Raw genomic sequence first — 25,336 nt, 5'->3', positions numbered from 1 at the left:
GCCGGCATGCCGGGTCGTGCGTTGAGCTTCGGAGCGGCCGCTCAGGCGTACGAGCGGTTCCGGCCCGGCTATCCCGAGGAACTGGCCGACCTGGTGCTGGCGTACGCGGGCCGGCCCGTCCGGACCGCCCTGGAGATCGGCGCCGGGACCGGCAAGGCCACCCGGCTGTTCGCCCGGCGCGGCATCGCGGTCACCGCCACCGACCCGGACGCCGCGATGCTCGCCGAGCTGCGCCGGCACGTGCCTGCGGACGTCCGGGTCCGGCAGGCCGCGTTCGAGCAGTTGCGCGCCGGCGAGCGGCACGACCTGGTGTACGCGGCGGCGGCGCTGCACTGGACCGACCCGGACCGCCGGTGGGAGCGGATCGCCGGGCTGCTCACGCCCGGTGGCGTGTTCGCCTCGTTCGGCGGCCCGCTGCGGCTGGCCGACCCGGCGCTGCGCGACGCGGTTGCCACGGCCCGCGCCGAGTTTCTCGCCGACGACGAGATCCCGTCGCCGGACGGCACGCCGCCGGCGGTCGGCATGCAGTGGCCCGGCACCGAGCTGCGCGCGTCCGAGTGGTTCGCCGACGTGCGCCAGTCGGAGATCGAGCGGCGGATCACGATCAGCGCCGACGACTACGTCGGTCTCCTGTCGACCGTCTCGGCCTATCTCGAACTGCCGCCGCACGTACGCGAGCAGGTGTTCCGCCGCGTCCGGGACGTCCTGCCCGGCATTGTCGAGGTCACCGCCGACGTCACGGTCCACCTGGCGCGGCGGACGTCGCAGCCCTGATCATCCGGCCCACGAGGGCCGCCAGACCGGCCCGGTCAGCGCCGGGAGGCCCGCGAAGTGGCGGATCACCGGCCGCAGCCCCGGGTGCGGGCCGGTCCGGGGCAGCATGAGGTTGATCGGGTACGCGAGCACCGGACCCGCGATCGGGATGCGGCGCAGGTCGTGGCCGCCGGGCCAGAGGTAGCGGTCCAGCGCGCCGACGAGCGTCGCCGCGTCCGCCGCGTCCGCGAGCGTGTCGAGGAGCACCTCGGTGCCGAAGTTCGGCCCGGTCGCGTCCACCCACAGGTCGAAGGCGTCGGCGAGCTGCTCGTAGAACTCGCCCCACTCGCTGCCCGGCACGATGCCCGGCACCCGGAGCCGGTGTCCGCGCAGCTGGGAGGGCGTGAGCGTGCGCGCGGACGCGAGCGGATGCCGGGGCCCGGCGAGCAGTTGCAGCGGCGAGTCGAAGGCGCGGACCATCCGTACCTCGGGCGGCAACGCGGCCGGGTCGGTGACGGTGCGGAACGCGGCGTCCACGTCGCCGGCCCGGACCGCGGCGGCGACCTGCCGGGGGTCGTCGACCCGCAGCGTCACCACGTCCAGGTCGACGCCCGGATGCGCGCGCCAGTAGTCGTGCAGCAGGACGGCCTGCGCGCTGCGCAGGCCGAGCACGTCGATGCGCGGCGCCCGCACGCCGGGCCGGACCGCGGCGACCGCGCGGTCCGCGCCCGCGACGACGCCCCGGGCGTGCGGGAGGAACGCCCGGCCGTCGCCTGTCAGCTCGACCCCCCGGGGTGTACGGGTGAACAGGCGCACTCCCAGCTCCCGCTCCAGCGCGGCGATCCGCTTCGACACGGCCTGCTGGGTGACGCCCAGCTCGTCGGCGGCGTGCCGGAACTGCCCGAGTTCGGCCGCCCGCACGAACGACCGCACCGCCTCGCTGTCCACCGGCCCACAGTAGGCGGGTCCAGCCGATGGTTGTGGCGCGCCGGGCGGCGGTTGTTTGCTGCGGCACCCGCGTGGCCGGTCTGATGCGCGGGGCATCGGCGACGGGGGCGGGGCGTGCGGAGACGGGGATCGGATTTCGGGTGGCTGTGGTCGGCCTACGCGGTGAGCACGTACGGCACCTGGCTGGCGTTCGGCGCGTTTCCGCTGATCGCGGTGCGGGTGCTGGATTCGTCGGCGTTCGCGGTGTCGCTCCTGGAGGCGGCCGGGCTCGCCGTGGCGGCGGTGCTGGCGGTCCCGCTGGGCCCGTGGGTGGCGTACCGGTCCAAGCTGCCGGTGATGGTCGCGACGGATCTGGTCCGGTTCGCGGCGCTGGCGAGCGTGCCGGCCGCGTACGCGCTCGGGGTGTTGTCCTACGGCCAGTTGCTCGTCGTCGCGGTGGTCTGCGGGACGGCCGGCATCACGTTCACCGCCGCGTCCGGGGCGTACCTGAAGAGCCTGGTCCACGGTGACGGGCTGCTGGCGGCGAACGGGCGGTTCGAGGCGACGAGCTGGGCCGCGACGGCGGCCGCGCCGCCGCTCGGGGGCGCGCTCGTCGGGCTGCTCGGCCCGGTCGTCACCATCACCGCCGACGCCGTGAGCCACCTGCTGTCGGCGCTCGCGGTACGGCGGATCCGGGCCGGCGACACGGCGGCGCCCCGCGTCCCGGCGGGCGGCTCGCGGGCCGCCGGCCTGGGCGCGGGCTGGCGGTTCGTGCGCCGCGACCCGGTGCTGTGGCGGCTGTTCCTCAACTCGGTGCTGGTCGGCGGCCTGATCATGGCGACCGCGCCGTTGCTGGCGGTGCTCCTGCTGGGTGAGTACCGGGTGGCGGCCTGGCAGTACGGGCTGGTCTTCGGCGTCTCCGCGCTCGGCGGCGTGCTCGGCGCACGCCTGAGCCCGCGCCTCGTGCGGCGGTACGGGCGGCAGCAGGTGATGACGGTGTCCGGCTGGCTGCGGTCGATCGTTCCGCTCGGTCTCGCGTTCACCCACCCGGGGACCACCGGACTGCTGACCGTGATCGCCGTCGAGTCGGTGCTCATCGCGTGCATGGGCGTGTTCAACCCGATCTACGCGACCGAGCGCCTGCGCCGGACCCCGCAGGCGCACACCGCGCAGGTCCTGACCGCGTGGAGCGTCACCGGCCGGCTCACCCAGGCCGCGTTGATGACCGTGTGGGGCGTCCTCGCCACCGTCGTCGGCCCGCTCGCCGCGATCACCGTGTCCGGGGTGCTGCTGCTCGCCACGCCGCTGCTGCTGCCGGCGCGCCGGCACACACGCGACCCGGAGCCCGCACGCCCGGCCGCTGCGGTCTCCTCCTGAACCCGGCGGCCGGACGGTCAGGCCGACAGGTAGGCAATCAGCCGGTCGGCGAGCGGGCCGGGGCGACTGAGCGCCACCGAATGGCCGCCGTCGATCTCGTCCGGAACCACGCCGAGCCGGTCGGCGGCCACCCGGCGTTGGAAGTCGGCGGGGAAGAACTGGTCGTCGCGGCCGATGAGCACCCTCGTCGGCACGGCCGGCCAGGTGGCCAGCGGCCACGGCTCGTCCCACTCCGCGCTGACCTGCTCCCGGCCGTGCGACGGCGCCTCGGCGACGATCCCGGCCGGCACGCCGTTGTAGAACTGCTGCTCCTCGCTGACCCCTTCCGGCTCACGGTAGCCGGTGTTGCCCCACCACTCCCCCGGCTTCTCACCGGGCCGCGGGATCATCGGGGTGAGCAGGACCAGCAGCCGCACCGGCAGCCGGTCGGCGACCAGCGGTGCGGTGAACGCGCCGTACGAGTGCCCGACCACCACGAGGTCGTCGCGGTCGCCGGCGGCGTCGACCACCGTCCGGCGGAACTCGGCGAACCCCGCCGAACGGTCCCCGATCGGCAGCTCCGGCACCACCGTGTCGTGACCCCGGGCGGCCAGCTCGGGGACCAGCAGATGCCAGTCCCACGCGCTGCCCCCGCCACCGTGGATGAGCACGAACGTCGTCATGCCCGGACCCTCCCACACCGGTACGACATGCCGTGGCCGTCAGTGCGGATACGCCCGCGGGACCCGGGTGGCCCGCAGCTTGTCGCGGAACGCCTCGATGCGGGTGACGACCTGACGCCGCCCGATCGTGTTCTCGATCCGGTCGAGGTAGAGGCAGCGGGCGGCGAGCCGGGGCAGGTCGACGGAGAAGTAGATCGCCATGAGGGGGTTCACGAACAGGTCGCCGTGGCCGGTGCGCCGGCTGAACCGTACGTCTCCGCACGCGCCGCCGGTGGCGGCGGCGATCTGCCCCTGGACGATGCTCGGCCGGTGCGGGGTGGCGGCCTGGGCCTGCGCGACCGCCTCCCGGTAGAGCACCGCCTCCCGGCTGGAGCCCGGAATGGACAAGGCACCGAGGTAGCCGCCCTCCCGGTCGAGCGCGGCCAGGTTCTCCAGCACCTCGACGTGGTTGACGCCGTCGTGCGCGTCGATGCCGAACCCGAGGCTGCTCACCAACCGGATCGGCACGTCCAGCCCGGCCACGGCGGCCAAGCTGGTGATGTCCTCCACCGGGGTGCCCAGGCCGCTCTCGTCGCCGCGCAGCAGGATGTCGGTGCCGCCGTCGACGAGCACGATCGCGTCGAGGTCGAGCCGGTCGACCAGGTGCCGGTACGCCTCGCGCAGCGGCTGCACGCCCAGCGGCGGGAAGGCGTACACGGTCGGCGGCAGGTCCCGGCCCGCCAGCCAGCGAGCCAGGTGCGCCTCCGGGAAGTACCAGTCGGGGCTGAGGGTGTCCGGCCGGATCGCCGCGACGTGCTCGTCCACCCACACCTGCCGGTCGAGCAGTTCCAGCTCCGAGAAGGAGAGGCTGGCCAGGTGCACCCGCTTGCCGGCCTGCCACAGTGCCAGCGCCAGCGGCAGGCCGGCGTACACGTCGAAGCCGCCACCGGCGCCGGCGATCAGGACGTCGCGCGCCGGGGCCAGGGCGGCGAACAACGGCGGAACGGCCAAGGTGTACGCGGCGGTGTCGGTCACCAGATGATGATCTCCGGTCGCGTGGCGGACCGCTGCCCGTGGCCGCCCGGTCGAGGCGCGGCCCGGGGCCGGGATCCGCTCGTTCAGACCGGGCGGCCGAAGGTGACCGCCTCCCGGACGAGCCGTGGCGCCTTCTCCGCCAGTTGCGCGTCCGGTCGCGCGCCGAGCGCGTCGTTCACTGTGGAGAAGGCCAGCCGGAACGCGATGAGCGTGGTCGCCTCGAAGATCTCCCGGTCGCTCAGGCCGGCGTCGCGCAGGCGCTGCGTGTCGGCCTCGATGGTGGCGTTCGGGTCCGTCACGACCCGGCGGGACCAGTCGGCGAGCGCCGTCTCCCGCTCGGACAGGTCCGCCTCGGTGCCGCGCAGCACCGCCGCGGCGGTCGTCTCGTCGCTCATCCCGGCCAGCCGCGCGCCCCAGGCCAGCGCGCAGTACGAGTCGCCCCGGGCGGCGGCCGTGGCGGCGACCAGCACCGCGACCTCCCGCGAGGACAGCGTGGACTCGGACAGCAACTCGGTGCGCGTGTTCTGGAACGACATCAGCACGTCCGGGCGCCAGCACCAGACGCGGGTGAGGTTGTTGACGTAGCCGTCGGCGGCGAGGTCGTCCTCGTACGCGGCTTTCGCCGCCGGGCTCTGCGGCGGTTCGGGGAGGAAGGCGGGATTCATGCGGGCAGTCTGCGCCACCCGGGCGCCCCTCACTGGCTGATCAACGACAGTACGATCCGCTGATGATCCGGGCGGTCTTCTTCGACGTGGGCGGGACGATCCTCGACGAGACGCGCGAGTTCGCGACCTGGGCGGACTGGCTGGGCGTTCCACGGCACACGTTCTCCGCCGTCTTCGGCGCCGTGATCGCCCGTGGCCTGGACTACGAGGAGGTGTTCCGGGCCTTCCGGCCCGGCTTCGATCTCACCGCCGAACTCGCGCGCCGGGTCGCGGCCGGCGACCCGGAGTCGTTCGGCGCCGACGATCTCTACCCGGACGCGCGGGCGTGCCTGGCCGCCCTGCGGGAGCAGGGACTGCGCGTCGGCCTGGCCGGCAACCAGCCGGAGCACGCCGAGGCGACGCTGCGGGCACTGGACCTGCCGGTGGACGTGATCGGCACGTCGGCGGCCTGGGGCGTGGCGAAACCGGCGCCGGAGTTCTTCGCCCGGGTCGTCCGCGAGGGCGGCGGCGACGCGTCGGCGATCCTGTACGTCGGTGACCGGCCGGACAACGACGCCGCCCCGGCGATGGCCGCCGGCATGGCGGCGTGCCTGATCCGGCGCGGCCCGTGGGGCCACATCCTCGACATGCCGGACGTGGCCGGCCGGTGCCTGTTCCGCATCGACTCGCTGGACGAGCTGCCGGACCTGGTCGCGCGGCACAACGGCGCGGGCGGCTAGCTAGCCGAACACGGAGACCCGGGTGCGGTGGTGGCGCGGCGACTCAATCTCGTCGACCACCGCGACCGCCAGATCGGCGTACGACAGGTGCGCCGACTCCGGGACCTGCTCGCCGCCGAGCCGGTACCGGCCGGTGCGAGTGCCGTCCACGTCCAGCGCGGCGGGCGGGGTGAGCACGAGCCAGTCGACTGTGGTCTCCGCCGCGTGGAGCCGGTCCAGGCCGGCGGCGTGGCTGAGCGCGAACGGCCGCAGCGCGGCGGGCAGGACGACCGGGTCGTCGTAGAGAGGCCGGCCGTGCGCGTCGGTGAGCGTGGCGAACAGGCCGATCGCCACGAGCCGCGGCACACCTGAGCGGGCCAGGCCGTGCAGGAGCGCGTCGGCCGCCCGGACGAAGAACTCCGGATCGGGGCCGGCGGCGGCGAGCGCCTCCGGCCCGGAGGCCGGGCTGACCGCGTGGACGACGGCGTCGTGCCCGTACCCGATCGAGGCGACCGCCTCCGGGTCGGTGACGTCGCCGCGTACCGCCGCGGTGAGGTCGGGATGGCGGGCGGGGTCGCGGACGACGGCTGTGACGCGGTGGCCGCGGCGGTGGGCCTCGGCGGTGACGGCGCGGGCGGCCCGGCCGCCCGCGCCGAAGACGGCGATGCTGGTCATGGCGCGACGCTAGAGCGCCGGGTGCCGGTTACCGCAACGGTACCGGCGTTACGCTCGGGCGGTGACGCCGCTCGATCCGGACATGTTCGATCCCGCCTGTCCGTCGCGGACGATGCCGTTGCAGATCGGCGACAAGTGGACCGCGATGGTGGTGCTGTGCCTGGAGCACGGGCCGCGCCGGTTCACCGAGCTGCGGGTGCCACTGCGCACGATCACGCCGAAGGTGCTGGCCGAGACGTTGCGGGCGATGGAACGCGACGGGCTGGTCACACGCACGGCCTACGACGAGAACCCGCCGCGCGTGGAGTACGCGCTGACGTCGCTGGGCCGCAGCCTGCTGACGCTCGTCGCGGCGGCCCGGTCGTGGAGCGAGCGGCACCTGGACGAGTTGCTGGCCGCCCGCCGGTCGCACGAGCGGCAGGCTGGCGCGGATGTCGTACCCCCGGCATAGCCTGCGGGTCATGGGAACCGCCGAGTTGGACGAGCTGATCGTGCCCGACGCGGACGCGCTGCGCGAGTGGCTGTCCGCCAACCACGACACGTCGCCGGGTGTCTGGCTGGCGCTGGGCCGCAAGGGCGGCACGATCACCACGCTGACCTGGCAGCAGGCGGTCGACGAGGCACTGTGCTTCGGCTGGATCGACGGGCAGGGCCGCAAGCGCGACCACGAGAGCTCCTGGATCCGGTACACCCCGCGCCGGGCGCGCAGCTCCTGGTCGCAGCGCAACGTCGCGCACGTGGCCCGGCTGGAGTCGGGGGGGCGGATGACGCCCGCGGGCCGGGCCGCGGTGGAGGCGGCGAAGGCGGACGGCCGGTGGGCGGCGGCCTACGCGCCCCCGTCGGAGGCCGAGGTGCCCGCCGACCTGCTCGCCGCCATCGCTGCCGAGCCTGCCGCCCAGGCCATGTTCGACGTCCTGACCAGCGCCAACAGGTTCTCGCTCATTCACCGGCTCAACGCGGTCAAGCGCGCCGAGACCCGGCAGCGCAAGATCGGGGAGTTCGTCGCCATGCTGGCCCGGCACGAGACGATCCACCCGCAGAAGGCGAAGCCGCCGACCGCGCCGTGACGTCAGGTCGTGCGGCAGCTCCAGGTCGGCGGCTTCCCGGCTCACGAGTTGTCCCGCACGAACGCGCGCATGAGCGCGGCGCACTCGGCCGCGTGGGTCTCCAGCAGCAGGTGGCCGCCGTCGTAGATGTGCGCGTCCATCCGGTCCAGCGCGCGGTGGTACGCGAGCACCTCGTCCACGTCGAAGTACGCGTCGTGCCGGCCCCACAGCACGAGCGCCGGCGGCTGGTGGGCGCTGTGGTACGCGGCGATCTCGCCGAACCGGGCGACGTGGTTCGCGTAGTCGGTGAACAGCGCGAACTGCGCCTCGACGTTGCCGGGCCGGGTCATCCGCGCCCAGTCCAGGTGCCACGCCTCGGGCGCCTGCAACCGGCGTACGTGGCCGGGCAGCCCGGCGAGGTACTGGTCCCGGGTGCCGGCGAAGGTCAGCCAGTCCGGCAGCGCGGCGCGGGTGGCCTCGCCCGGGTCCGCCCAGTACGCCCGCGCGGTGTCCCACTGCGCGCCGAGCCCGTCGGCGTGCGCGTTGCCGCTCTGCACGACGAGGCCGCGGATCCGTTCCGGGGCGCGGGTGGCCAGGTGGTATCCGACCGGCGCGCCGAAGTCGTGCAGGTAGACGAAGAAGCGGTCCACGTCGAGCCGGCCGAGGAGCCGCTCGACCGTCCACGACAGGTTCTCGAACGTGTAGTCGTACTCGTCGACGGTGGGCGACGAGGACATCCCGAAGCCGGGCAGGTCGGGCGCGAGCACGTACGCGACCTCGGCGAGCGCGGGCATGACCTCGCGGAACGTGTGCGACGAGCTGGGAAATCCGTGCAGCAGCAGCACCGCCGGGTCGCCGGGGCGTCCGGCCTCGCGGAGGAACACCTCCAGGCCGTCGACGTCGGCGTGCCGGTGGCGGATCTTCTGACTGGCGCGCATCACCTCATCCTGGCGGCCCGGGCGTGCCCGTACGGCCGATTCCGGCAGCCGCGACGACCGACGGGGGGTGGCCTGGGCGTACGCTCGAACGAGCCGGCGGTGGGAGGTCGTCCGCGATGATCCCGGTGCTGATCCTGTTCGGGGTTCTCCTCGGGCGCTGGTGGCGGTCGTCGCTCGCCGCCGCCGCGCTGGGCTGGCCGGCCGTGCTGGTCGCGACCGACGTGATGGACGTCGGCGCCGGACTGCTCGGCGCGGCAGTGCTCGCCGTCGTCAACACCGGCGCCGGCGTGCTGCTCCATCAGGGAGTGCGCCTGGCCGTCCGGCGGCTACGGGCGTCCTGAGTCGGGCCGGTTCGCTACCCGGTGCCGCCGGTGTTGCGGACCATCTGCCGGAGCACCTTGAGCGTGGTGACGTAGTCCGCGTCGTCGACGCCCTCGTGGATCCGGGCGCGGATTGCCGGCGCGTGCTGCTTGAGGCGGTCCCGGGCGGCCTCCCCCGCCTCGGTGATCCGCAGCCGGCCGTCCGCGTCGCGGCTGAGCCAGCCGCGTTCCCGCAGCACCTCCGCCTCGGCGTCCAGGTCGTCCTCGGCCCGCAGATACGAGGCCATCGCCTGCCGCAGCTCGGGGACGGTCAGCCCGCCGCCGCCGGGCAGCAGGTCGTTCGGGGACAGGTTGCGCAGGAGCCAGAACTGGGGCTGAGTGAGGCCGTGCTCGGCCTGCCGGGCGCGGGTGAAGGCGATCAGCGACTCGTACGCCACGCCCGTCCAGTAGGCGGCCGGCTGGCCCGCGAGTTCGGCGTCGGACAGGTGCGGCGTCGTCATGGTGGTCTACCTCCGGCAGTGGTCGGTGAGCACGACGCTAGGACCTCAACCGCGCTTGAGATCAAGCCTCGCGGGGCACCGTGTGGCCGCCGACGCAGGCATGATGGGGCGCATGCGGGTAGCGATGGCGACCGACGCGGGGCATCCCGGCCGTGCCAATGAGGATTTCGCCGGCGCCGTCCCCTGCGGCATGGTCCTGGTCGACGGCGCCGGTGGCATCTCCGGCGCGGACGAGGTCTGCCACCACGGCATCGCCTGGTACGCGACCCGGCTCGGGGGCGCGCTGCTCGGGGCGCTGGCCGAGGATCGGAGCCTGCGCGACGTGCTGGCCGAGGGCATCGAGCGGGTCACCGACCAGCACCGCGACACCTGTGACGTCACCCACCCGATCAGCCCGTTCGCGGCAGTGGCGATGCTCCGGTTCTCCGGCGGGACCGTCGAGCACCTGGTCCTCGGCGACGCCGTCGCGGTGGTCGGCCGGGCCGTGGGCGAGCCCGTCGTCGCCCACGATCCGCGGGAGGTGGTGATCGCCCGGTCCTTCGAGGAGCGGCTGAGGGACGTGCCCGAGGGCGGCGACGAGTACCGGCGGCTGTTCATGGAGTTGCGGGCCCGGCGGAACAGCCCCGGCGGGTTCTGGGTCGCCAAGGACGACCCCCGGGTGGTGGACGAGGCCGTCACCGGCGAGTGCCCGGCCGACGACGTACGCACGGCGGCGCTGCTCAGCAACGGCGCGAGCCGTCTCGTGGACACGTTCGGCCTGACCGACTGGCCGGGGCTGCTGCGCCTGCTGGAGACCGACGGCCCCGCCGAGGTGGTCCGCCGGGTGCGCGAGGCGGAGGCACGCGAGGGCGTCGCCACCGACGACGCGACGATCGTCTGCCGCACCTGACCGGCACGACAATCCGGTTGTGCTCGTGTTGACTGCGGCGATGGACCGTCAACGGCTCAGCAGCATCGCGCACTCGCACCACCCGATCGCGGCCCCGCTCTCCGGCGTCAACGTCAACCGGCTGCTGCGCCGGGCCGGTCGCCGGCCGGCGGCCCGGATCCTCGACCTGGGCTGCGGCGAGGCCGCCTGGGCGTTGCAGGCACTCGCGCACCACCCGGACGGGCACGCCGACGGCGTGGACCTCAACCCGCACGCGCTCGAACGCGCCACTGAGGCCGCCGCCGTGCGCGGCCTCGCCGACCGGCTCACGCTGCACGAGCGCGACGCCCGGTCGTACGTGCCGGACGGCGACTACGACCTGGTGCTCTGCGTCGGGTCGACGCACGCGTTCGGCGGGTTCGGCGGGACGCTGGAACTGGCCGGGCGGCACGTGAACGCCGACGGCATCCTGATGGTCGGTGAGGGATTCTGGCAGGTGCCGCCGACGCCGGAGGCACTGGCGGCGCTGGGCGCGAAGCCCGAGGACCACACCGACCTCGCCGGTCTGGTCGCGGCCGGCGAGCAGGCCGGCTGGACCCCGGTGTACGCGCACGTCAGCGACGCCGCCGAGTGGGACGACTACGAGTGGTCGTGGACCGGTTCGCTGACCGAGTGGGCGCTGGACAACCCGGGTCACCCGGATGCCGCCGGCGCGCTGGCCGCCGCCCGGGAGCATCGCGACCAGTGGCTGCGCGGATACCGCGGCGTGCTGGGGTTCGTGACGCTGGTGCTGCGCCGGATCTGACCGGCCGTCCCCTTCACGGGCCGGGTCGGGATCAGGAGCCGAGGTAGCGCAGGATCGCCAGGACGCGGCGGCTGTAGCCGGTCACGTGGGACAGGTCGAGCTTGTCGAAGATGGTGTTGACGTGCTTCTCGACAGCGCTCTGCGACACGTGCAGGCGTCCGGCGATCGCGGCGTTGGTGTGCCCCTGCGCCATGTGGTGCAACACGTCGCGTTCCCGGGGGGTGAGGCGGCCCAGCGGGTCGCTGTGGCTCGTGGCGGACATGAGCTGCCGGACGACCTCGGGGTCGAGCGCCGTGGCGCCGGCGGCGACGCGGTCGAGCGCGTCGAGGAACTCCTCGACCTGGGCGACGCGGTCCTTGAGGACGTAGCCGACGCCTTCGGACCGGTCGGCGAGCAGCTTCGCGGCGTAGCGCTTCTCGACGTACTGGGACAGGACCAGCACGGCGACGTGCGGCCAGCGGCGGCGGATCTCCAGCGCGGCCCGCAGTCCGTCGTCGGTGTTGGTGGGCGGCATCCGGACGTCGGTGACGACGGCGTCGGGGCGGTGCTCGCCGACGGCGGCGACCAGCTGGTCGGCGTCCGCGGCGGCGGCAACCACCTGGTGTCCCTCGTCGGCCAGGAGGCGGATCAGCCCTTCGCGGAGCAGGGTGGAGTCTTCGGCGAGGACTATGCGCACGGCAGCTCCGCTCGGATCGTGGTCGGTCCACCGGGTGGGCTGTGCACGTCGAACCGGCCGTCCAGCGCGACGACCCGGCGGGCGAGCCCCTGCAGGCCGCTGCCGTGCGGGTCGGCGCCGCCGATGCCGTCGTCGTGCACACGCATCCCGATCGTCGTGTCCCGCGCCTCGATCTCGATCGCGACGAGCGTGGCGCGGGCGTGTTTGGTGGCGTTGGTGAGGGCCTCGCAGGCGACGAAGTAGAGCACGGTCTCGACCGGCCGTGCGGGCCGGACCGGCACATCGTAGATGATCTTGACGGGTGTCACCGACCGCTGTGCCACCATGGTCAGCACCTCGTCGAGGGTGGTGTGGTCGAGTGCGGACGGGTAGACCCGCCAGGCCACCTCCCGCAGTTCGTCGACGGCACGCTGGGCATCCTCGTGCGCCTGCGTGAGAAGGGCGCGTGCCTTGTCGGGGTCGCGGCTGCGGCGCGCCCGCCCGAGCAGCATGCCGAGGGCGACGAGGTGTTGTTGCAGCCCGTCGTGCAGGTCGCGCTCGATGCGTTGACGCTCGGCGTCGACAGCGGCGATGACGCCGGCCCGGCTGACCGCGAGTTCGCTGATCCGCCGCTGCAACGCCTCGCGCGTGTGGGATTCGAGCAGGCGGTGGGCCAGCCGGCGGTCCAGCGTGGCCACACCGGCCATGGCCTGGAGGTTCACCGCGAGCAGGGCGGCCCCGATCAGCACCTGGAGCAGGAACCCGGCGACGGTCATGGTGCCCGCCACGAAGGAGCGCACCACGATGGCGGCGAGCACCACGCCGACCACGAGCAGCCCGGCGGTGAGCGCGCCGAGCGCCGCCGGCAGGAGCCGGGCGGCCAGGTAGCCGACGACCCGGGCTCCGCTCGCCCGCACCGGTGGCGGCGCTTCCTCCGAGGCGACGACCGCCAGGCGTCGCCGCTCCCACTCCGCGACGCGCCGGGCGTACCGGGCGGTGGTGGCGCCGACTCGGCGACGGACCGCCGGCACCGGCGCGACCGCGACCACGGCGAGCCCGGCGAGGAGCAGGACCAGCGCCTCGGCCACGGCGGTCAGGACCCCGACGGCGACGGCCGCCACCGGCCGGCCTCGCCGGGCCACGGCGAGAAGGCGCGACCGCCGACCGCGGACCGTGTGCTCCGGCATCGGGGCCTCCCGTCGTGGCTCGTGTCGTCCCGGGTCGATGGCGGGCGGCCGGGCGCGTGTCCGGCCGCCTGCCAACCTAGCCACCGGTCACCGGCCGTCGTCCGGCCGGCGCGGGGTTCCGTACAGCGTGCCGCGTACGGCGTGCTCGGTCGCCGGTCCCGGACGGCGCGCCCTGATCACCCGGGACACGACGAAGTACGAGACGGCGAGCGCGCACACCACGATGACGACCCGTTGGAACGTCCCGGCGTACGGCTCGACGACGTGCCAGTTCTCCCCGAGCAGATAGCCGGACATCACGAACACGGTGTTCCAGATGAGGCTGCCCAGCGTGGTGTAGAGCAGGAACGTGGGGACCGGCATGCGCTCCACCCCCGCCGGGACGGAGATGAGGCTGCGGAAGATCGGGATCATGCGGCCCAGGAAGACCGTCTTCACCCCGTGCCGGGCGAACCACGTCTCCGTCCGGTCGATGTCGCTCACCTGGATCAACGGCAGCCGTACCGCGATCGCGCGGACGCGGTCGCGTCCGAGCGCGGCGCCGATGCGGTACAACGCCAGCGCGCCCACCACCGAACCAATGGTGGTCCAGATGATCGCGGCGAACAGGTTCATCCGGCCCTGACTGGCGGTGAACCCCGCCAGCGGCAGGATCACCTCGCTCGGGATGGGCGGGAACAGGTTCTCCAACGCCACCGCCAGGCCGGCGCCCGGCGCGCCGAGCCGTTCCATCAGATCGGTGACCAGCCCGGACAGACCGCCCTGCGGCGGATCGGATTCCTCGGCCAGCCATTCGGCAACGTGCCACAAACGGATCATGCCGTTGACGCTATGCAGCCGCGATGTTCCGGACCATGAGGTCGGCCGCCGACCTGCGCGGGCCGGCCGCAGCCGCCGGGGTGCGGAAAACCGCACCCCGCCCGGCCACCGGTAACGTGGAGCCGCACGTCTTCGCGGGGCAGCGCACCAGCAGTCCCGAACACGAGTCCGGTGGGTGGTCCTCGGTGCCGATGCAGATCCGTTTCGCCGTACCGGCCGACCCCGCCTATCCGGCCCGTGTGGCCGCCGCGCTCGCCGCCGCGCGGCTGCGCCGGTTCGGCTACATCGGCGCGGCCCTCGCCGCGATCGGGGTGATCGGTTGGGTCGGCTCGCAGGCATCGGAGCGGGGTGACCGCTTCGCGTCGCTGTGGACCGCGTTCATCGTGGCCGGCGTGCTGTCGATGCTGTACGCGCCGTGGGTGCGGTGGCGGGCCCGGCGCCGCTCCGGCGGCTACGCCGTCGAGGGCGGCTACGACATCGACGACCGCAACATCATGATGCGCAGCGGCTCGGAGTCCGGCGGCATCGCCTGGGACGGCGTCACGCGGGTCACCGAGACCCCGGACTTCTGGATCGTGTACGTGGGACGGATGCCGGCCACCGTGATCCCACGGTGGCTGATGTCCGCCGAGGACGCCGGGACGCTGCGCGCCTTCATGGCCGGACGGCATCTGCTCGACGACCGTTGACGATGTATTGATTGACTGTATATGTTGCCGCGGTGAGTGAGATGCGCGAGGCGACGTTCCTGATCCTGACCGCGCTGGCCGACGAGCCGCGCCACGGCTACGGGATCATCCAGGAGGTCGCCGGCCTGTCCGGCGGTCGCGTCAACCTGCTGCCGGGCACGCTCTACGCCGCCCTGGACCGGCTGGTCGCGCAGGGCCTCGTCGAACTCAGCCACGAAGAGGTGGTCGACGGCAGGCTGCGCCGGTACTACCGGCTGCGCGCCGACGGGCAGGCCGAGCTGGCACGCCAGACCGAGCGGCTGCGGCAGCTCGCGTCCGCCGCCGAGACCCGGCTGCGCGCCCTGCGGCCCCGCACCGCCTGACCCCCACCGTCGCGGGCCCCGTAGGGAGACACCCATGCACCGCTGGCTGCTGCTGGCCTACCCCCGTGACTACCGCCGCGCGCGCGGGGCCGAGATCCTGGAGACGGTACGAGACGTCGGCGCGGCCCACCGGCGTACCCGGGTGGCGGCGAATCTCGTACGCCACGGTCTGCGCGCCCGGCTGGGACGGCCGGCGAGCCGTACCGTCGTGGCCTGGGCGTCGGTCTTCGCGGTGGTCTGCGGGTTGTTCGCCGCGTCGTTCGGCACCTGGCTCGCCTGGCTCGGCTCCCGTCCGCTCGACCACCGGGACCTGGCCGCCGTGGTGGGACAGCTCTACCCGGACCGGCAGGCCGGCCACCTCGACCAGGACGACCCGCCCGCCGTGTTCCTCGTCTACGGGCACCCGCTCGGCGAGGATCTCCTGTCCGAGCTGCTGCTCGGCGACGGCGGCGAGTACGCGCTGGCGGAGCTGACCGCGTCGTTCGACCAGACGCCGGCCGGCGGCCTCACCGACCTGCGGAAACGCCTGGACGCCGCCGGGTGGAAGCGCCACGAGCCCTTCTACGCCGACGCCTACGACTGCGTCCCCGACACTCCGCGATGCGACCCGGCGTCCATCCCCTCCGACATCACCGTGTACGCCGAACGCGGCGACCACATCCTCGCCGTGGAACTCACCGCCGACGGCTCGACGAATGTCACCCTCAGTCGTGCCACCCCCGGCACCGCCTACCCCGCCGGGATGCTCGGCTTCGTGCTGGGCCTGGCCGGCGGCTGGGTGCTGTTCGGCTGGGCCAGCCGGCGCGCCGAGGGACGGCGCCCGCTGGTGCAGGGGCCCGCGAAGGTCCTGTACGGCGTCGCGATGGTGTTCTGGGCCGCGCCGATCCTGCTCGGCGCGCCGCTGATGCTGACGCACCATCTGGACGAGCCGCATCCGCGCTGGCACGTGCCGTGGGAGTGGCTCGGCCAGCCCGCCCTGTCGCTGCCGTTCCTGGTCGGCACGGTCCTGCTGCTGCTCGTGCTGGGCCTGGCGGCGCTGCCGCACCGGCGCCCGGCGGCCCGTACGCTCGCCGGGGCGTCGGACCCGGGACCGGCGCTCTAGCTGTAATGCCCAGCAGCGTTGTTGACGCGGCTGATGGGTGGTTTGCCGCCGAGCGAGGTGTGGTTGCGGTGGTGGTTGTAGGTGTGCAGCCAGGCGGGTAGAGCGTCAGCGCGTTGCTGGTTGTTGGTGAAGGGTTGGGCGTAGGCCCATTCGTCGCACAGGGTGCGGTTGAAGCGTTCGGCTTTGCCGTTGGTCTGTGGTCGGTAGCGGCGGGTGAAGCGGGCGGTGGCACCGAGGTCGGTCAGGGCCTGGTGCCAGGCTCGGCCGCGGCGGTAGGCCAATGCGTTGTCGGTCATGACGCGTTCGACGCGGGTGATTCCGTGGGTGGCGAAGTGCTCGGCGGCGCGGCGGAGGAAGCCGGCACAGGTGTCGGTCTTCTCGTCGGGGTGGATCTCGGCGTAGGCGAGACGGGTGTGGTCGTCGATGGCGCAGTGCACGTAGTCGAAGCCGACACGGCCGGCGGTGCGGGCACGGCGGTGTTCCAGGCTGTCGCGGCCCAAGATGCGCCAGCCGCCGCCGTCGCGAACCCGGCCGAGTTTCTTGACGTCGACGTGGATCAGCTCGCCGGGCCGGTCGCGCTCGTAGCGGCGGATGAGCTGACCGGTGGGCCGGTCGAGCCAGGCCAGGTGGTGTAGACCGTGCCGCGTCAGAACGGCGTGCACCGTCGAGGCCGGCATCCCGAGCAACGGTCCGAGCCGGCGAGCCCCGAGTTTGCGTTCCTGGCGCAGTTGGCAGACCCGCGCCTCCAACTGGGCGGGCGTCTTGTGCGGCTGGTGGTGAGCCCGGCTGGATCGATCCCGCAGACCAGCGTCGCCCTCGGCCCGCCACCGCTGTAGCCACTTGTAGCCGGTGGCCCGAGAACAGCCCAGTTCCTTCACGACGTGGGCCACCGGCCGACCCTGGTCAACGACACGCGTGATGAGCAGCCGCCGGCCGTGGATGGTCAGCCGGGCATTACGGTGGGCCATGGAGACCTCCGGTTCCGTGTGGGCGTCAGCACCTCACACCTCGCCGGAGGTCTCGCCTCGTCTCAAGCCGCCACGCCGTCAACAACCCTCATGGGCATTACATCTAGCGGCGCGCCGGGTCAGCTCGCCGGGCATCGCGTGCCGGGGGTGGGCACCGTCAGGTCGACGAGGTACCTGTCCACCACCGCCTCCGTGCAGGCGGTGCGCTGGTAGGTGCCGTGGCCCCAGCCCTCGTAGGTGACCAGGCGCCCGTGCCGGCCCAACTGCCGGGCGACGTTCTCCGCCCAGGCGTAGCCGGTGCGCGGATCGTGCCGCGCGTTGAGCAGCAGCAGCGGCGTGCGGGTGTGCACGTTCAGCGCGCGCGGCGGGTTGCGGACCGGGGACGGCCAGCCCAGGCAGGTCTGCACGGCCAGCAGACCGGCGCCGTACCGGACGTCCGGGGCGACTGCCACGGCGTCCCGGACCAGGCCGGCGTAGTCGGTGTGGTCGCGCACCCGCGCCGGCCAGTCCGCGCAGAACGCCGCGACCGAGAGCGGGAGGTTCACCTCCGGCGGCGGCGTGCCGGCGTCCATGTCCCGCACGGTCGCGGCCAGTTGCGGCCAGCGCGGCCCGGCGAGCAGGCCGAGTGCCACGGCGGTGACGTCGAAGGCGGTACGGGGGGCGTACCCGCCACGGTCCGCGCGGGCCAGCACCCGCGCCCACACCGACCGCACGTCCCGTTCGTGGAGCACACAGTCCGCCGACCTGTCGCACCAGGACACGAACTCGTCGAACGAGTCCTGCAACGCGGCGGCCTGTGTCCGCACGAAGGACCGTACGTCGAGACTGTGGTCGAACACGCCTTCCAGCACGACGGCCCGCACATGGCCGGGGTACCGCTCGGCGTACTGCTGGCCCAGCAGTGTGCCGTACGAGCTGCCGTGGAAGGACAGCCGCCGCTCCCCCAGCGTCCGCCGCAACGCGTCGAGGTCGCGAACGGTGCTGAGCGTGTCGGCGTGGTCGAACACCGGGCTGGTCGGGCGGCACCTGCTCCACAGGGCCCTGTTGTAGGCCACTGCGGCGTCGAAGTCGGCCTGGCCGGTCAGCGGGACGGGCGGCTTGCGCAGCGCCGGATCCGGCGTGCAGACGGGCGCGGCGGTGCGGGCCACGGTGCGCGGGTCGAAGCTGACCAGGTCGAACCGGTCCAGCAACTCGCCGCTGAACCGGTCGCCCTTGCGGATGCGCTCCACCCCCGAGTCGCCGGGGCCGCCCGGCCCGAAGACCAGCGTGCCCACCCGCCGCTCCGGCGTTCGCGCGAGCCGGCGTGCCACGGCGAGTTCGAACGTCGGGCCGTTCGGCCGGGTCCAGTCCACCGGCACGCGGAGCCGGGCGCATCGCACGCGCTCGTCCGGCGGGACGTTCGGCAGGTCGTCGGCGCACTCGCCCCAGACGAGCCGCTGCGGCGGACCGTCGGCCCGCGCCGCGCCGTGCAGTCCCGCCAGGACGGTGAGCGCGGCCAGAGCGACTGCCACGGTACGTCGGAACACGGTACCTCCCAGTGTGTGTGGATGCTCGTCGATTCTTCAGCGGCGCCCCACCCGAGTCCTATACGGAAACGCCCCGATATGCCCCTCGGGCCTTCTCCCCGACTCCGCCCTGAGGGCTATCTGAAGGGGACGAGTTCGCGTCCGGGGCAGTCGGGCGCTCGGAGGGGCTTCGGGTCTGGTCCTAGCGGTCTAGCATCGGGCGATGACGTCGTCCCTGGACCGCCTGCCGAAGATCAGCGCACCGGCCACGAGAGCGCTGACCGCCGCCGGCTACACCACGCTGCGCCGGCTCGCCGGCGTGCCGCGAGCGGAGCTGGCCCGCCTGCACGGCATGGGGCCGAAGGCGCTGGACGTCATCGAGGCCGCCCTCGACGAGCACGACCTGCGGCTGAGCTGACGAGGTGATCGCGATGCCGCTCGGCAGGCTCCACCACCTGATCGTCGACTGCTCGGATCCGATGACCGAGGCACGGTTCTGGAGCGCGGTCCTCGGCGACCCGATCACGTACGCGGACGACGACTTCGCCGTCGTGTCGACCAGTACGGCGACGTCCGGGCTGGCGTTCCAGCGCGCCTCCGGGCTGACGCCGCCGACGTGGCCGGATCCGGCGGTGCCGCAGCAGATGCACCTGGACGTGATGGTCGACGACCAGGACGCGGCGGGTGCGGCGGTGCTCGCGCTGGGCGCGCGGCGGTTGCCGGGCGACCACGTGTACGCCGACCCCGCGGGCCACCCGTTCTGCCTGATCCGGCGCCCCACCTGGGCGTCGCCGGTCGGCGGGCCCAGGTGAATCCCGCTCTGACCGGCCACCGTCACGGCGTCTCCTGGTAGGAGATGAACTCCAGCAGGCTTCCGTCCGGGTCGCGGAAGTAGACGCTGGTCCCGGCGCCACCGGCACCGACCCGCCGGACCGGTCCGGTCTCCACCTCGACGCCGTGCCGTCGCAGGTGCGCCACCGCCTCCTCGATCCGCCCCGCCCAGACGAAGCAGATGTCGCTGTTGCCCGGGCGGACCGGGAGGCGGGCGACGTTGCCGCCGAGGTCGAGCCCCGGCCCGTGCACGCTCAACTGCTGAGGGCCGACCCGGAAGGCGACGCGGTCGCCGCCGGCGCCGATCACCTCGGCGCCGACGACGTCGCGATAGAAGTCGGTGGCGACCCGCCAGTCGGACACGGCGATGACGACGTGGTCCAGTCCGGTCACGGGCGCCATGTGCCCCACCCTAACGGCGGGTCCTGCCGGGGTCCGGTGCTTGCGCGCCGCTACCGCAGGTGCCGGGCGAAGAACCGGCTCGCGGGGTCCCCCTCGAAATGCGGAACGCCCGTGTGCCCACCCATGTTGGCGTGCAGCGTCTTCTCGGTGGAGCCGAAGGCGTCGAACAGGTCCAGTGCCATCTGCCGGTCGTTGCCCTCGTCGTCCCACTGCAGCAGGACGTGCAGCGGAATGGTGACCCGCCGCGCTTCCTCGATGATGGTGCGCGGCACGAAGCTCCCGGCGAACAGGAGCGCGGCCACGATGCGCGGTTCGACCAGCGCCAGCCGTACGCCGATCGAGATCACCCCGCCGGCGTACCCGACCGGGCCTCCGACCTCGGGCAGCGCGAGGAGGGCGTCCAGCGCGGCCCGGCACTCCGGGACCGCCTTCTCGACCAGCGGCAGGACGAGCCGGTCGACGATCTCGTCGGCGACCGGCTCACCGGCCGCCAGGGCGCGGCGCAGGTCGGCGCGGGCCTGCTCGGCGGCGGCGGACGCGGGGCGGTCGCCGCTTCCGGGAAGCTCGATGGCGGCCGCGGCGAAGCCCTGCGCGACGCAGCCCTCCGCACGGGCCACCAGGCGGGGATACATCCGGCGCAGTCCGCCGGGGTGACCGAGCAGGATCAGCGGGGCCGGCTCGGACGCGGATGCGGGGGTCCACAGGAGGCCGGGGATCTCGCCGAGGATGAACGTGCGCTCGCGGACGCCGTCGGCGAGGCGCTGTTCGGAGGTGAATCGCATTGTCGTGCCTTTCGGGAGTGCGACGGCGCTCCCGGACGACCTATCGCCCGGCCGTGACCCCCGAGGGGAGCACCCATGTCGTTACTGCGGTCACGGGTACCACCTCCCTCGTCCTCCGGCACGGCCACCGGAAAGCTAACAGCGCTCGCCGGAGCTGCCAACCGGTTTATCGCGGTTCACCGCTGCGTGATCCACGCCGGACCGTCAGCCGCGCTCGAAGCCGGCGAAGACGACCGCGAGCGTGCGGGCTTGCAGGTGCTCGTCCCATCCACCGTGCAGGGCGCCCTGGCACATGCCGGTGAGCAGCGCCATCACCTCGGGTAGCCGTACCGAGCCGGCGACGGCTCCGGCGGCCTGGGCCTGGTCGAGCAGCCTGCCCACCGCCTCCTCCAGGTGGCCTACCGCGTCCGGGAGGCGGATGTCCACCCCGGATCCGGCGAGCAGGTCGACTGCGGTCTTCTTCGCGGCGGCCTGCGCCACCGTGTGCCGGAAGAACCCGAAGAGGTCGTGTCTTCCCGCCTCCTCGGCGAGCTGCACGAGCAGTCGCTTCATGAGCGCGACGAGCAGGTCTTCCTTGGTGGGGAAATGACGGAAGACCGTGCCGATGGCGACGCCGGCCCGGCGGGCCACCTCCTCGGTGGAGGCGCGTGTGCCGGACTCGGCGAAGACCGCCTCGGCGGCGTCCAGGATGCGTGCCCGGTTGCGCTGCGCGTCGGCGCGCAGGGGCGGACCCTCTATCAAAATGAGCCTCCACTCACTATTCTCGATCGCAAGTCGAGTCATCACTCATTATTCTGGAGGCCGGCATGACACCGCAGGAGATCTTCGACAGCATGTGCGCCCGGTGGCTGGCGAACCTCCCCACCTTCGACGGGGATTCCCTGGCCGACGACGTGGTGATCGAGACGCCCTTCGCCGCGCCCGGCCATCCGACGCGCACCGAGGGAAAGCAGACCGTTCTCCAGTTCACGCAAGCGGGCCGGGCGCTGTTCCCGGTGCGGTTCGACGACTGCCGAGGCGTGGTCGTCCACGAGACCGCCGATCCCGAGGTGATCGTGGTCGAGTACGAACTCGTCGGCACGCACACGACGACCGGCGTGACCGCCTCCGCGCCGTTCATCGGGGTGTTGCGCACGCGGGACGGCAAGCTGGCCCACTGGCGCGAATACCAGCACACCCTCGTCATCGCTCAGGCCGCCGGCCAGGCTTGAACCTGCGTCACCACGGAGCGCCGCGCACCGCCCGGCTCAGCTGCTCGCTGTCGGCGACGGGGCGAACGGCCACGGCTGCGGACCGAACAGGGCCGTACACGCCGTGAGGAGCGCACGCTGCGCCTCGGCCATGCGCGCGTCGACCGGACCGGTGTCCTCGTTCGGGTCGTTCCGGATGAACATGTCTCCGGATTCCTTCGTCACCACCGCCAGTCGCTCGCCGGCCTCCCGGACGCCCGGGTCGGTCGCCCTACGGGCGCGCAGGGCGATCGGCGAGTTCGACGTGAAGCGGACGTCCTGCTGCTCGATCACCCGGGCCACCATGTTGCACGCCCCGGTCGCGACCTTGTCCGCGGGCGCGGTCGAGCCGGCCTGCGGAGCGGCCGACGCCGCCGCGGCGGAGGAGGGCGACGACGACGGAACGGCGGACGACGACGGAGCGGGCTCCGCTGGTGCGCACGCGGAGACGAACAGCAGGGACAGTGCGGCGAGTTCACGTTTCACCGCACGAGGCTAGCGATCATGGTGGGCGTGGCTGCCGTCCGGGTGCCACGCCCACCCCGTCATCGCGTCGACGTTGGACCCGTCACCGGCCCGCTGCGCGGAGCATCGCCTCCGTCTCGGGGTCGGGCATGATCTCCCGGACCTCCTGGGCGCAGCGGCACGAGACGGCGATCTTGGCGGCCCACTTCAGCGCCTCGTCGCGTGAGGACACGTCGAGGACCACGAACCCGCCGATGACCTCCTTGGTCTCCGGGAACGGCCCGTCGGTGACCACCCCGTCCGTACCCACAATGCTCGCCTGCTGGCGTTCGAGCCCGGTGCCGTACACGAACACGCCCGCGTTCACGGCCTCCTGGATGACCGCGTGCGCGTCCTTGCCCACCTGGGGGATCTCCTCGGCGGGGATGTGGTCCATCGCGCCGTCGTTGAACGAGATCAGGTACCGCGGCATGCCATGACTCCCTTGTCCGGGCGGCCCGGTGCGGCCGCCTCTCACCCGTACTACGAACGAGCCGCCCCGGATCCGACAGGCGGCAGCCCGCGTCGGTGCACGCCGTCGTCAAGGCACGCGACGGCCGGTGCCGGCAGGTGAGCGTGGCCCGCTGCCCGTCACCGCACGGCCTCCTCCGGGATGGGCACGGCGGTGCCGGTCACCGCGATCCCGGCGCCCGGTCCGGCGGGGATGCCGACGGTGAGCAGGCTCGGTCGGCCCATGTCCTCGCCCTGCCGCACGGTGACCGTCGCGGGCGGCTGCACCAGGCCCAGCTCGCGCAGGTAACCGCCGAACGCGGCGGCCGCCGCCCCGGTCGCGGCGTCCTCGACCACGCCGCCGGGCGGGAACGGGTTGCGCGCGTGGAACACCAGCGGAGACTCCCGGTGCACCAGGTCGATCGTCGTCCAGTCCCGCTCGGCCATCAGCGCGCTCAGCGCGGCCATGTCGTAGTCCAGGTCCGCCAGGCGCTTGCGGGTCGCGGCGGCCACGATCGGATGCCAGGCCCCGGCGTACGCGACACGCGGCGGCAGCGTCGCGTCGAGATCGTCCGGCGACCAGCGCAACGCGGCGAGCAGCGCCGCCAGGTCGCCGGCGCTCAGGGGTACGGTGCGCGGCGCGACGCTGGTCAGCGTGGCGGTCGTGGTGCCGTCGGCCTGCACGGTCGTGGCGACCTCGACCAGTCCGGCGCGGGTGTCCAGGTGCAGCACGCCGGGGCCGTGCCGCTGCGCGTAGGCGACCGCCGAGGCGATCGTCGCGTGGCCGCAGAACGGCACCTCCGCCTTCGGGCTGAAGTAGCGCACCGTGAACCGCCCGTCCCCGCCCGCGGGTACGAGGTACGCCGTCTCGGAGTAGCCGACCTCGGCCGCCACCTGCTGCATCTCCGCGTCGCCCGCCCCGGTCGCGTCCAGGACGACACCGGCCGGATTGCCACCGGCGGGGTCGGCGGTGAACGCCGCGTATCGGAGAACGTCCATGATCACGATCCTAGGCCAGCGGCCCCGTCCCCGGCTGTCCCGAACCGGGCGACGAGGAAGTCGAGTCGCTCCCCCTGCCCGCCCGCCGGGACACGGCCGCTGCGGGACAGCACCGTGATGCCGTGCAGCGCGCTCCAGAGGACCTCCGCGGACAGCTCCCGCCGCTCGTCTGCGGGGTCGAAGCAGCTGACGAACTCGTCGAAGCAGGCTCGCAGCGGCGGCGGGGTCTCCGCGCTGGCGAACCGCAGTTCGGTGGGCAGGACGAACATGGCGTCGTACAGGGCCGGCCGCTCGGCCGCGAAGTCCAGGTAGGCGCGGCAGACGGCGCGCAGGGACCGCCCGGGATCGGGCGCGGCCTGCCGTGCGCGGCTCAGGTGGGTGGCGAGTTCGGTGAACCCGTCCAGGGCGACCGCGGCGACGATGGCGTCCTTGCCGTCGAAGTGGCTGTAGAGCACGGGCTGGCTGTACTCGACCCGGTCCGCCAGCCGCCTGGTGGTGACCGCCTCCCAGCCCTCGGCCTCGGCCAGCTCGCGCGCGGTGGCGACGATCAATCGATGACGCTGCGCCCGTTCACGTTCGCGGCGCTCGCTGATTGCGGACATGACCCGATCCTAGCAGCGCTAGACATCCTGTCGTCAGCAACCTATCGTCGCTCTCACCGCTAGCGCCGCTAGCCGCCCGCCGCCGTCACCGAGGGGGACACCACCCATGCTCACCACAGTCGCCACAGTGCTCGCCGGGCTGATCGGCGCGGGCTGCGTCCTCATGGGAGTGCTCGCCTTCCCGGCGCCGCAGGGCGCCGCCGGCTTCGGCATCCCCGACACGCCGACCGAGGACCCGACCTTCCGGGCCTGGCTGACCGTCAAGGCCGTACGCGACATCGCCTCGGGCGTCTTCATCCTCATCCTGGTAGCCGGCGCGACACCCCATCTGCTGGGCTGGTTCATGCTCGCCGCCACCGGCATACCCGTCGGAGACGCGCTGATCGTGCGCCGCAGCAACGGCCCCGCGACCGCCGTCTACGGCGTTCACGGCGCCACCGCCCTGGTGATGCTGGTGATCAGCGCCCTGCTGCTCGCCGCCTGACCGGCCACACGGAACGGAGAATCCGATCATGCGCAACTTCGAGATCACTTCCATCGGTACGGTCCGCAACGACCGGACGGACATCCAGCACAGCGACAACTGGGGTGCCGTCCGCAGCACGATCGTCGTCGACGAGCGCTTCGGTGAGGCGTGCCTCCAGGGCCTGGCGGAGTTCTCCCACGTGGAGGTCTTCTTCGTCTTCGACCGGTTCCCGGACGGCGGCGACTTCCGGGAACCCCGCCCCTACCGCGGCCGGGCCGACCTGCCGCCGATGGGCGTGTTCGCCGGTCGCGGCCCGCGCCGGCCGAACCGCATCGGCGTGACCTGCTGCCGGATCGAGTCCGTCGACGGCCGGGAGCTGACGGTGGTGGGCCTCGACGCGGTGTCGGGCACGCCCGTCGTCGACCTGAAGCCGGTGCTGAAGGAGTTCGTCCCCGCCGACGTCCGCCAGCCGGAATGGGTCGACGACATGATGTCCGAGTACTTCCAGCCGTAGCGTCGGCGCGGCGCGCGTACAG

At 73.3% G+C, this 25,336-nt stretch carries 35 protein-coding genes; 16 read left to right on the top strand and 19 right to left on the bottom strand.

Annotated features, from left to right (window positions below; all coding sequences use genetic code 11):
- Nucleotides 1-6 precede the first annotated feature (6 nt).
- On the top strand, nt 7-774 hold the full coding sequence (locus tag ACN27D_RS29875) for a class I SAM-dependent methyltransferase (RefSeq protein ID WP_421500598.1): 768 nt from the start codon (nt 7-9) through the stop codon (nt 772-774).
- On the opposite strand, the gene ACN27D_RS29870 is transcribed toward ACN27D_RS29875, so the two are convergent.
- The gene (locus ACN27D_RS29870; RefSeq protein ID WP_421500597.1) at nt 775-1,701 is read right to left on the bottom strand and encodes a LysR family transcriptional regulator; all 927 of its coding nucleotides are present in this window, start codon (nt 1,699-1,701) and stop codon (nt 775-777) included.
- 114 nt (nt 1,702-1,815) lie between these two features.
- On the opposite strand from ACN27D_RS29870, the gene ACN27D_RS29865 reads away from it, so the two are divergent.
- Entirely contained in the window at nt 1,816-3,057 is a 1,242-nt protein-coding gene (locus tag ACN27D_RS29865; protein ID WP_421500596.1) for an MFS transporter, read from the top strand.
- Between the two features lie 17 nt (nt 3,058-3,074).
- Here the strand turns inward: ACN27D_RS29865 and ACN27D_RS29860 are convergent, their stop codons facing one another.
- The 3 genes from ACN27D_RS29860 to ACN27D_RS29850 all read right to left on the bottom strand — a co-directional run bounded on the left by ACN27D_RS29860 (nt 3,075) and on the right by ACN27D_RS29850 (nt 5,398).
- Entirely contained in the window at nt 3,075-3,719 is a 645-nt protein-coding gene (locus ACN27D_RS29860) for an alpha/beta fold hydrolase (RefSeq protein WP_421500595.1), read from the bottom strand.
- 39 nt (nt 3,720-3,758) lie between these two features.
- Nucleotides 3,759-4,733, bottom strand: coding sequence for a DUF1152 domain-containing protein (locus tag ACN27D_RS29855; protein ID WP_421500594.1), 975 nt, complete (start codon nt 4,731-4,733; stop codon nt 3,759-3,761).
- Nucleotides 4,734-4,816: 83 nt separating this feature from the next.
- Entirely contained in the window at nt 4,817-5,398 is a 582-nt protein-coding gene (locus tag ACN27D_RS29850; protein ID WP_233585584.1) for a carboxymuconolactone decarboxylase family protein, read from the bottom strand.
- A 62-nt stretch (nt 5,399-5,460) separates the two neighbouring features.
- Here ACN27D_RS29850 and ACN27D_RS29845 point away from each other — a divergent pair, with 62 nt between their 5' ends.
- Nucleotides 5,461-6,117 (top strand): HAD family hydrolase, encoded by a 657-nt coding sequence (locus tag ACN27D_RS29845; protein ID WP_421500593.1) that lies wholly within the window; start codon nt 5,461-5,463, stop codon nt 6,115-6,117.
- Here ACN27D_RS29845 and ACN27D_RS29840 read toward each other — a convergent pair whose 3' ends face one another.
- A complete protein-coding gene (locus ACN27D_RS29840; protein WP_421500592.1) occupies nt 6,118-6,771 on the bottom strand; it encodes an NAD(P)-dependent oxidoreductase in 654 nt (217 codons plus the stop codon). It abuts the gene before it with no gap.
- A 61-nt stretch (nt 6,772-6,832) separates the two neighbouring features.
- Between ACN27D_RS29840 and ACN27D_RS29835 the strand changes: the two genes are divergently transcribed.
- A complete protein-coding gene (locus ACN27D_RS29835) occupies nt 6,833-7,222 on the top strand; it encodes a winged helix-turn-helix transcriptional regulator (protein WP_421500591.1) in 390 nt (129 codons plus the stop codon).
- Between the two features lie 10 nt (nt 7,223-7,232).
- Complete coding sequence (locus ACN27D_RS29830) at nt 7,233-7,838, top strand: YdeI/OmpD-associated family protein (protein ID WP_421500590.1); 606 nt, start codon at nt 7,233-7,235, stop codon at nt 7,836-7,838.
- Nucleotides 7,839-7,879: 41 nt separating this feature from the next.
- On the opposite strand, the gene ACN27D_RS29825 is transcribed toward ACN27D_RS29830, so the two are convergent.
- Nucleotides 7,880-8,755, bottom strand: a complete 876-nt coding sequence (locus ACN27D_RS29825) for an alpha/beta fold hydrolase (protein ID WP_121683971.1) — start codon at nt 8,753-8,755, stop codon at nt 7,880-7,882.
- Nucleotides 8,756-8,871: 116 nt separating this feature from the next.
- On the opposite strand from ACN27D_RS29825, the gene ACN27D_RS29820 reads away from it, so the two are divergent.
- Entirely contained in the window at nt 8,872-9,096 is a 225-nt protein-coding gene (locus ACN27D_RS29820) for a hypothetical protein (protein WP_421500589.1), read from the top strand.
- A gap of 14 nt (nt 9,097-9,110) precedes the next feature.
- Here ACN27D_RS29820 and ACN27D_RS29815 read toward each other — a convergent pair whose 3' ends face one another.
- On the bottom strand, nt 9,111-9,575 hold the full coding sequence (locus ACN27D_RS29815; protein WP_421500588.1) for a MarR family winged helix-turn-helix transcriptional regulator: 465 nt from the start codon (nt 9,573-9,575) through the stop codon (nt 9,111-9,113).
- A gap of 112 nt (nt 9,576-9,687) precedes the next feature.
- Here ACN27D_RS29815 and ACN27D_RS29810 point away from each other — a divergent pair, with 112 nt between their 5' ends.
- A complete protein-coding gene (locus ACN27D_RS29810) occupies nt 9,688-10,464 on the top strand; it encodes a hypothetical protein (protein ID WP_421500587.1) in 777 nt (258 codons plus the stop codon).
- A 40-nt stretch (nt 10,465-10,504) separates the two neighbouring features.
- Nucleotides 10,505-11,248, top strand: coding sequence for an SAM-dependent methyltransferase (locus ACN27D_RS29805; RefSeq protein ID WP_421500586.1), 744 nt, complete (start codon nt 10,505-10,507; stop codon nt 11,246-11,248).
- A gap of 31 nt (nt 11,249-11,279) precedes the next feature.
- Here ACN27D_RS29805 and ACN27D_RS29800 read toward each other — a convergent pair whose 3' ends face one another.
- The 3 genes from ACN27D_RS29800 to ACN27D_RS29790 all read right to left on the bottom strand — a co-directional run bounded on the left by ACN27D_RS29800 (nt 11,280) and on the right by ACN27D_RS29790 (nt 13,909).
- Nucleotides 11,280-11,924, bottom strand: a complete 645-nt coding sequence (locus ACN27D_RS29800) for a response regulator (protein WP_421500585.1) — start codon at nt 11,922-11,924, stop codon at nt 11,280-11,282.
- Nucleotides 11,915-13,090 (bottom strand): sensor histidine kinase, encoded by a 1,176-nt coding sequence (locus ACN27D_RS29795; protein ID WP_421500584.1) that lies wholly within the window; start codon nt 13,088-13,090, stop codon nt 11,915-11,917. The genes ACN27D_RS29800 and ACN27D_RS29795 overlap by 10 nt, the downstream gene beginning before the upstream one ends.
- An 87-nt stretch (nt 13,091-13,177) precedes the next feature.
- Complete coding sequence (locus ACN27D_RS29790; RefSeq protein ID WP_421500583.1) at nt 13,178-13,909, bottom strand: DedA family protein; 732 nt, start codon at nt 13,907-13,909, stop codon at nt 13,178-13,180.
- A gap of 191 nt (nt 13,910-14,100) precedes the next feature.
- Here ACN27D_RS29790 and ACN27D_RS29785 point away from each other — a divergent pair, with 191 nt between their 5' ends.
- The 3 genes from ACN27D_RS29785 to ACN27D_RS29775 are packed head-to-tail and all read left to right on the top strand — an operon-like array spanning nt 14,101 to nt 16,062.
- On the top strand, nt 14,101-14,598 hold the full coding sequence (locus tag ACN27D_RS29785) for a YcxB family protein (RefSeq protein WP_421501217.1): 498 nt from the start codon (nt 14,101-14,103) through the stop codon (nt 14,596-14,598).
- Nucleotides 14,599-14,639: 41 nt separating this feature from the next.
- Entirely contained in the window at nt 14,640-14,960 is a 321-nt protein-coding gene (locus tag ACN27D_RS29780) for a PadR family transcriptional regulator (protein WP_120573821.1), read from the top strand.
- Nucleotides 14,961-14,994: 34 nt separating this feature from the next.
- Nucleotides 14,995-16,062, top strand: coding sequence for a hypothetical protein (locus ACN27D_RS29775; RefSeq protein WP_421500582.1), 1,068 nt, complete (start codon nt 14,995-14,997; stop codon nt 16,060-16,062).
- Here the strand turns inward: ACN27D_RS29775 and ACN27D_RS29770 are convergent.
- Entirely contained in the window at nt 16,059-17,030 is a 972-nt protein-coding gene (locus tag ACN27D_RS29770; protein WP_421500101.1) for an IS481 family transposase, read from the bottom strand. The two genes, ACN27D_RS29775 and ACN27D_RS29770, sit on opposite strands and share 4 nt — an antisense overlap.
- A gap of 119 nt (nt 17,031-17,149) precedes the next feature.
- The gene (locus ACN27D_RS29765) at nt 17,150-18,556 is read right to left on the bottom strand and encodes an alpha/beta hydrolase (protein WP_421500581.1); all 1,407 of its coding nucleotides are present in this window, start codon (nt 18,554-18,556) and stop codon (nt 17,150-17,152) included.
- A 202-nt stretch (nt 18,557-18,758) separates the two neighbouring features.
- Here ACN27D_RS29765 and ACN27D_RS29760 point away from each other — a divergent pair, with 202 nt between their 5' ends.
- Together ACN27D_RS29760 and ACN27D_RS29755 are read left to right on the top strand one after the other, a co-directional pair.
- The gene (locus ACN27D_RS29760) at nt 18,759-18,953 is read left to right on the top strand and encodes a DNA-binding protein (RefSeq protein WP_091427275.1); all 195 of its coding nucleotides are present in this window, start codon (nt 18,759-18,761) and stop codon (nt 18,951-18,953) included.
- 13 nt (nt 18,954-18,966) lie between these two features.
- Nucleotides 18,967-19,347, top strand: a complete 381-nt coding sequence (locus tag ACN27D_RS29755) for a VOC family protein (protein WP_421500580.1) — start codon at nt 18,967-18,969, stop codon at nt 19,345-19,347.
- 22 nt (nt 19,348-19,369) lie between these two features.
- On the opposite strand, the gene ACN27D_RS29750 is transcribed toward ACN27D_RS29755, so the two are convergent.
- The 3 genes from ACN27D_RS29750 to ACN27D_RS29740 form a co-directional block, all read right to left on the bottom strand.
- Nucleotides 19,370-19,768 (bottom strand): VOC family protein, encoded by a 399-nt coding sequence (locus ACN27D_RS29750; RefSeq protein WP_120570246.1) that lies wholly within the window; start codon nt 19,766-19,768, stop codon nt 19,370-19,372.
- A gap of 50 nt (nt 19,769-19,818) precedes the next feature.
- Nucleotides 19,819-20,550, bottom strand: coding sequence for an alpha/beta hydrolase (locus ACN27D_RS29745; RefSeq protein WP_358173301.1), 732 nt, complete (start codon nt 20,548-20,550; stop codon nt 19,819-19,821).
- A 204-nt stretch (nt 20,551-20,754) separates the two neighbouring features.
- Entirely contained in the window at nt 20,755-21,291 is a 537-nt protein-coding gene (locus tag ACN27D_RS29740) for a TetR/AcrR family transcriptional regulator (RefSeq protein WP_233585596.1), read from the bottom strand.
- 65 nt (nt 21,292-21,356) lie between these two features.
- Between ACN27D_RS29740 and ACN27D_RS29735 the strand changes: the two genes are divergently transcribed.
- On the top strand, nt 21,357-21,761 hold the full coding sequence (locus ACN27D_RS29735) for a nuclear transport factor 2 family protein (protein WP_121683985.1): 405 nt from the start codon (nt 21,357-21,359) through the stop codon (nt 21,759-21,761).
- Nucleotides 21,762-21,797: 36 nt separating this feature from the next.
- Here the strand turns inward: ACN27D_RS29735 and ACN27D_RS29730 are convergent, their stop codons facing one another.
- The 4 genes from ACN27D_RS29730 to ACN27D_RS29715 all read right to left on the bottom strand — a co-directional run bounded on the left by ACN27D_RS29730 (nt 21,798) and on the right by ACN27D_RS29715 (nt 24,334).
- Nucleotides 21,798-22,265, bottom strand: coding sequence for a hypothetical protein (locus ACN27D_RS29730; protein WP_421500579.1), 468 nt, complete (start codon nt 22,263-22,265; stop codon nt 21,798-21,800).
- Between the two features lie 82 nt (nt 22,266-22,347).
- On the bottom strand, nt 22,348-22,716 hold the full coding sequence (locus tag ACN27D_RS29725; protein WP_091427285.1) for a YciI family protein: 369 nt from the start codon (nt 22,714-22,716) through the stop codon (nt 22,348-22,350).
- A 158-nt stretch (nt 22,717-22,874) separates the two neighbouring features.
- On the bottom strand, nt 22,875-23,732 hold the full coding sequence (locus ACN27D_RS29720; protein ID WP_358173311.1) for a PhzF family phenazine biosynthesis protein: 858 nt from the start codon (nt 23,730-23,732) through the stop codon (nt 22,875-22,877).
- 2 nt (nt 23,733-23,734) lie between these two features.
- Nucleotides 23,735-24,334 carry a TetR/AcrR family transcriptional regulator gene (locus ACN27D_RS29715; RefSeq protein WP_357895840.1) on the bottom strand — a complete coding sequence of 200 codons (600 nt, stop codon included), beginning with the start codon at nt 24,332-24,334 and terminating at the stop codon, nt 23,735-23,737.
- 106 nt (nt 24,335-24,440) lie between these two features.
- Here ACN27D_RS29715 and ACN27D_RS29710 point away from each other — a divergent pair, with 106 nt between their 5' ends.
- Nucleotides 24,441-24,818 carry a DUF4267 domain-containing protein gene (locus tag ACN27D_RS29710; protein WP_421500578.1) on the top strand — a complete coding sequence of 126 codons (378 nt, stop codon included), beginning with the start codon at nt 24,441-24,443 and terminating at the stop codon, nt 24,816-24,818.
- A gap of 28 nt (nt 24,819-24,846) precedes the next feature.
- Nucleotides 24,847-25,314 (top strand): SAM-dependent methyltransferase, encoded by a 468-nt coding sequence (locus ACN27D_RS29705; RefSeq protein ID WP_357895843.1) that lies wholly within the window; start codon nt 24,847-24,849, stop codon nt 25,312-25,314.
- Nucleotides 25,315-25,336 lie beyond the last annotated feature (22 nt).

This window comes from Micromonospora sp. WMMD1274 (assembly GCF_049179035.1).
GTDB lineage: Bacteria > Actinomycetota > Actinomycetes > Mycobacteriales > Micromonosporaceae > Micromonospora > Micromonospora tulbaghiae.
This window is presented reverse-complemented; position numbering and strand designations above follow the sequence as displayed.

Bases quoted from the DNA above. Each gene is read 5' to 3' on its own strand.
- ACN27D_RS29795 (WP_421500584.1), bottom strand. From the start codon at position 13,090: ATGCCGGAGCACACGGTCCGCGGTCGGCGGTCGCGCCTTCTCGCCGTG.
- ACN27D_RS29875 (WP_421500598.1), top strand. From the start codon at position 7: ATGCCGGGTCGTGCGTTGAGCTTCGGAGCGGCCGCTCAGGCGTACGAG.
- ACN27D_RS29745 (WP_358173301.1), bottom strand. From the start codon at position 20,550: ATGCGATTCACCTCCGAACAGCGCCTCGCCGACGGCGTCCGCGAGCGC.
- ACN27D_RS29725 (WP_091427285.1), bottom strand. From the start codon at position 22,716: ATGCCGCGGTACCTGATCTCGTTCAACGACGGCGCGATGGACCACATC.
- ACN27D_RS29810 (WP_421500587.1), top strand. From the start codon at position 9,688: ATGCGGGTAGCGATGGCGACCGACGCGGGGCATCCCGGCCGTGCCAAT.
- ACN27D_RS29710 (WP_421500578.1), top strand. From the start codon at position 24,441: ATGCTCACCACAGTCGCCACAGTGCTCGCCGGGCTGATCGGCGCGGGC.
- ACN27D_RS29830 (WP_421500590.1), top strand. From the start codon at position 7,233: ATGGGAACCGCCGAGTTGGACGAGCTGATCGTGCCCGACGCGGACGCG.
- ACN27D_RS29825 (WP_121683971.1), bottom strand. From the start codon at position 8,755: ATGCGCGCCAGTCAGAAGATCCGCCACCGGCACGCCGACGTCGACGGC.
- ACN27D_RS29790 (WP_421500583.1), bottom strand. From the start codon at position 13,909: ATGATCCGTTTGTGGCACGTTGCCGAATGGCTGGCCGAGGAATCCGAT.
- ACN27D_RS29845 (WP_421500593.1), top strand. From the start codon at position 5,461: ATGATCCGGGCGGTCTTCTTCGACGTGGGCGGGACGATCCTCGACGAG.
- ACN27D_RS29815 (WP_421500588.1), bottom strand. From the start codon at position 9,575: ATGACGACGCCGCACCTGTCCGACGCCGAACTCGCGGGCCAGCCGGCC.
- ACN27D_RS29720 (WP_358173311.1), bottom strand. From the start codon at position 23,732: ATGGACGTTCTCCGATACGCGGCGTTCACCGCCGACCCCGCCGGTGGC.
- ACN27D_RS29705 (WP_357895843.1), top strand. From the start codon at position 24,847: ATGCGCAACTTCGAGATCACTTCCATCGGTACGGTCCGCAACGACCGG.
- ACN27D_RS29775 (WP_421500582.1), top strand. From the start codon at position 14,995: ATGCACCGCTGGCTGCTGCTGGCCTACCCCCGTGACTACCGCCGCGCG.
- ACN27D_RS29860 (WP_421500595.1), bottom strand. From the start codon at position 3,719: ATGACGACGTTCGTGCTCATCCACGGTGGCGGGGGCAGCGCGTGGGAC.
- ACN27D_RS29735 (WP_121683985.1), top strand. From the start codon at position 21,357: ATGACACCGCAGGAGATCTTCGACAGCATGTGCGCCCGGTGGCTGGCG.
- ACN27D_RS29715 (WP_357895840.1), bottom strand. From the start codon at position 24,334: ATGTCCGCAATCAGCGAGCGCCGCGAACGTGAACGGGCGCAGCGTCAT.
- ACN27D_RS29850 (WP_233585584.1), bottom strand. From the start codon at position 5,398: ATGAATCCCGCCTTCCTCCCCGAACCGCCGCAGAGCCCGGCGGCGAAA.
- ACN27D_RS29805 (WP_421500586.1), top strand. From the start codon at position 10,505: ATGGACCGTCAACGGCTCAGCAGCATCGCGCACTCGCACCACCCGATC.
- ACN27D_RS29770 (WP_421500101.1), bottom strand. From the start codon at position 17,030: ATGGCCCACCGTAATGCCCGGCTGACCATCCACGGCCGGCGGCTGCTC.
- ACN27D_RS29755 (WP_421500580.1), top strand. From the start codon at position 18,967: ATGCCGCTCGGCAGGCTCCACCACCTGATCGTCGACTGCTCGGATCCG.
- ACN27D_RS29820 (WP_421500589.1), top strand. From the start codon at position 8,872: ATGATCCCGGTGCTGATCCTGTTCGGGGTTCTCCTCGGGCGCTGGTGG.
- ACN27D_RS29785 (WP_421501217.1), top strand. From the start codon at position 14,101: ATGCAGATCCGTTTCGCCGTACCGGCCGACCCCGCCTATCCGGCCCGT.
- ACN27D_RS29840 (WP_421500592.1), bottom strand. From the start codon at position 6,771: ATGACCAGCATCGCCGTCTTCGGCGCGGGCGGCCGGGCCGCCCGCGCC.
- ACN27D_RS29760 (WP_091427275.1), top strand. From the start codon at position 18,759: ATGACGTCGTCCCTGGACCGCCTGCCGAAGATCAGCGCACCGGCCACG.
- ACN27D_RS29750 (WP_120570246.1), bottom strand. From the start codon at position 19,768: ATGGCGCCCGTGACCGGACTGGACCACGTCGTCATCGCCGTGTCCGAC.
- ACN27D_RS29780 (WP_120573821.1), top strand. From the start codon at position 14,640: ATGCGCGAGGCGACGTTCCTGATCCTGACCGCGCTGGCCGACGAGCCG.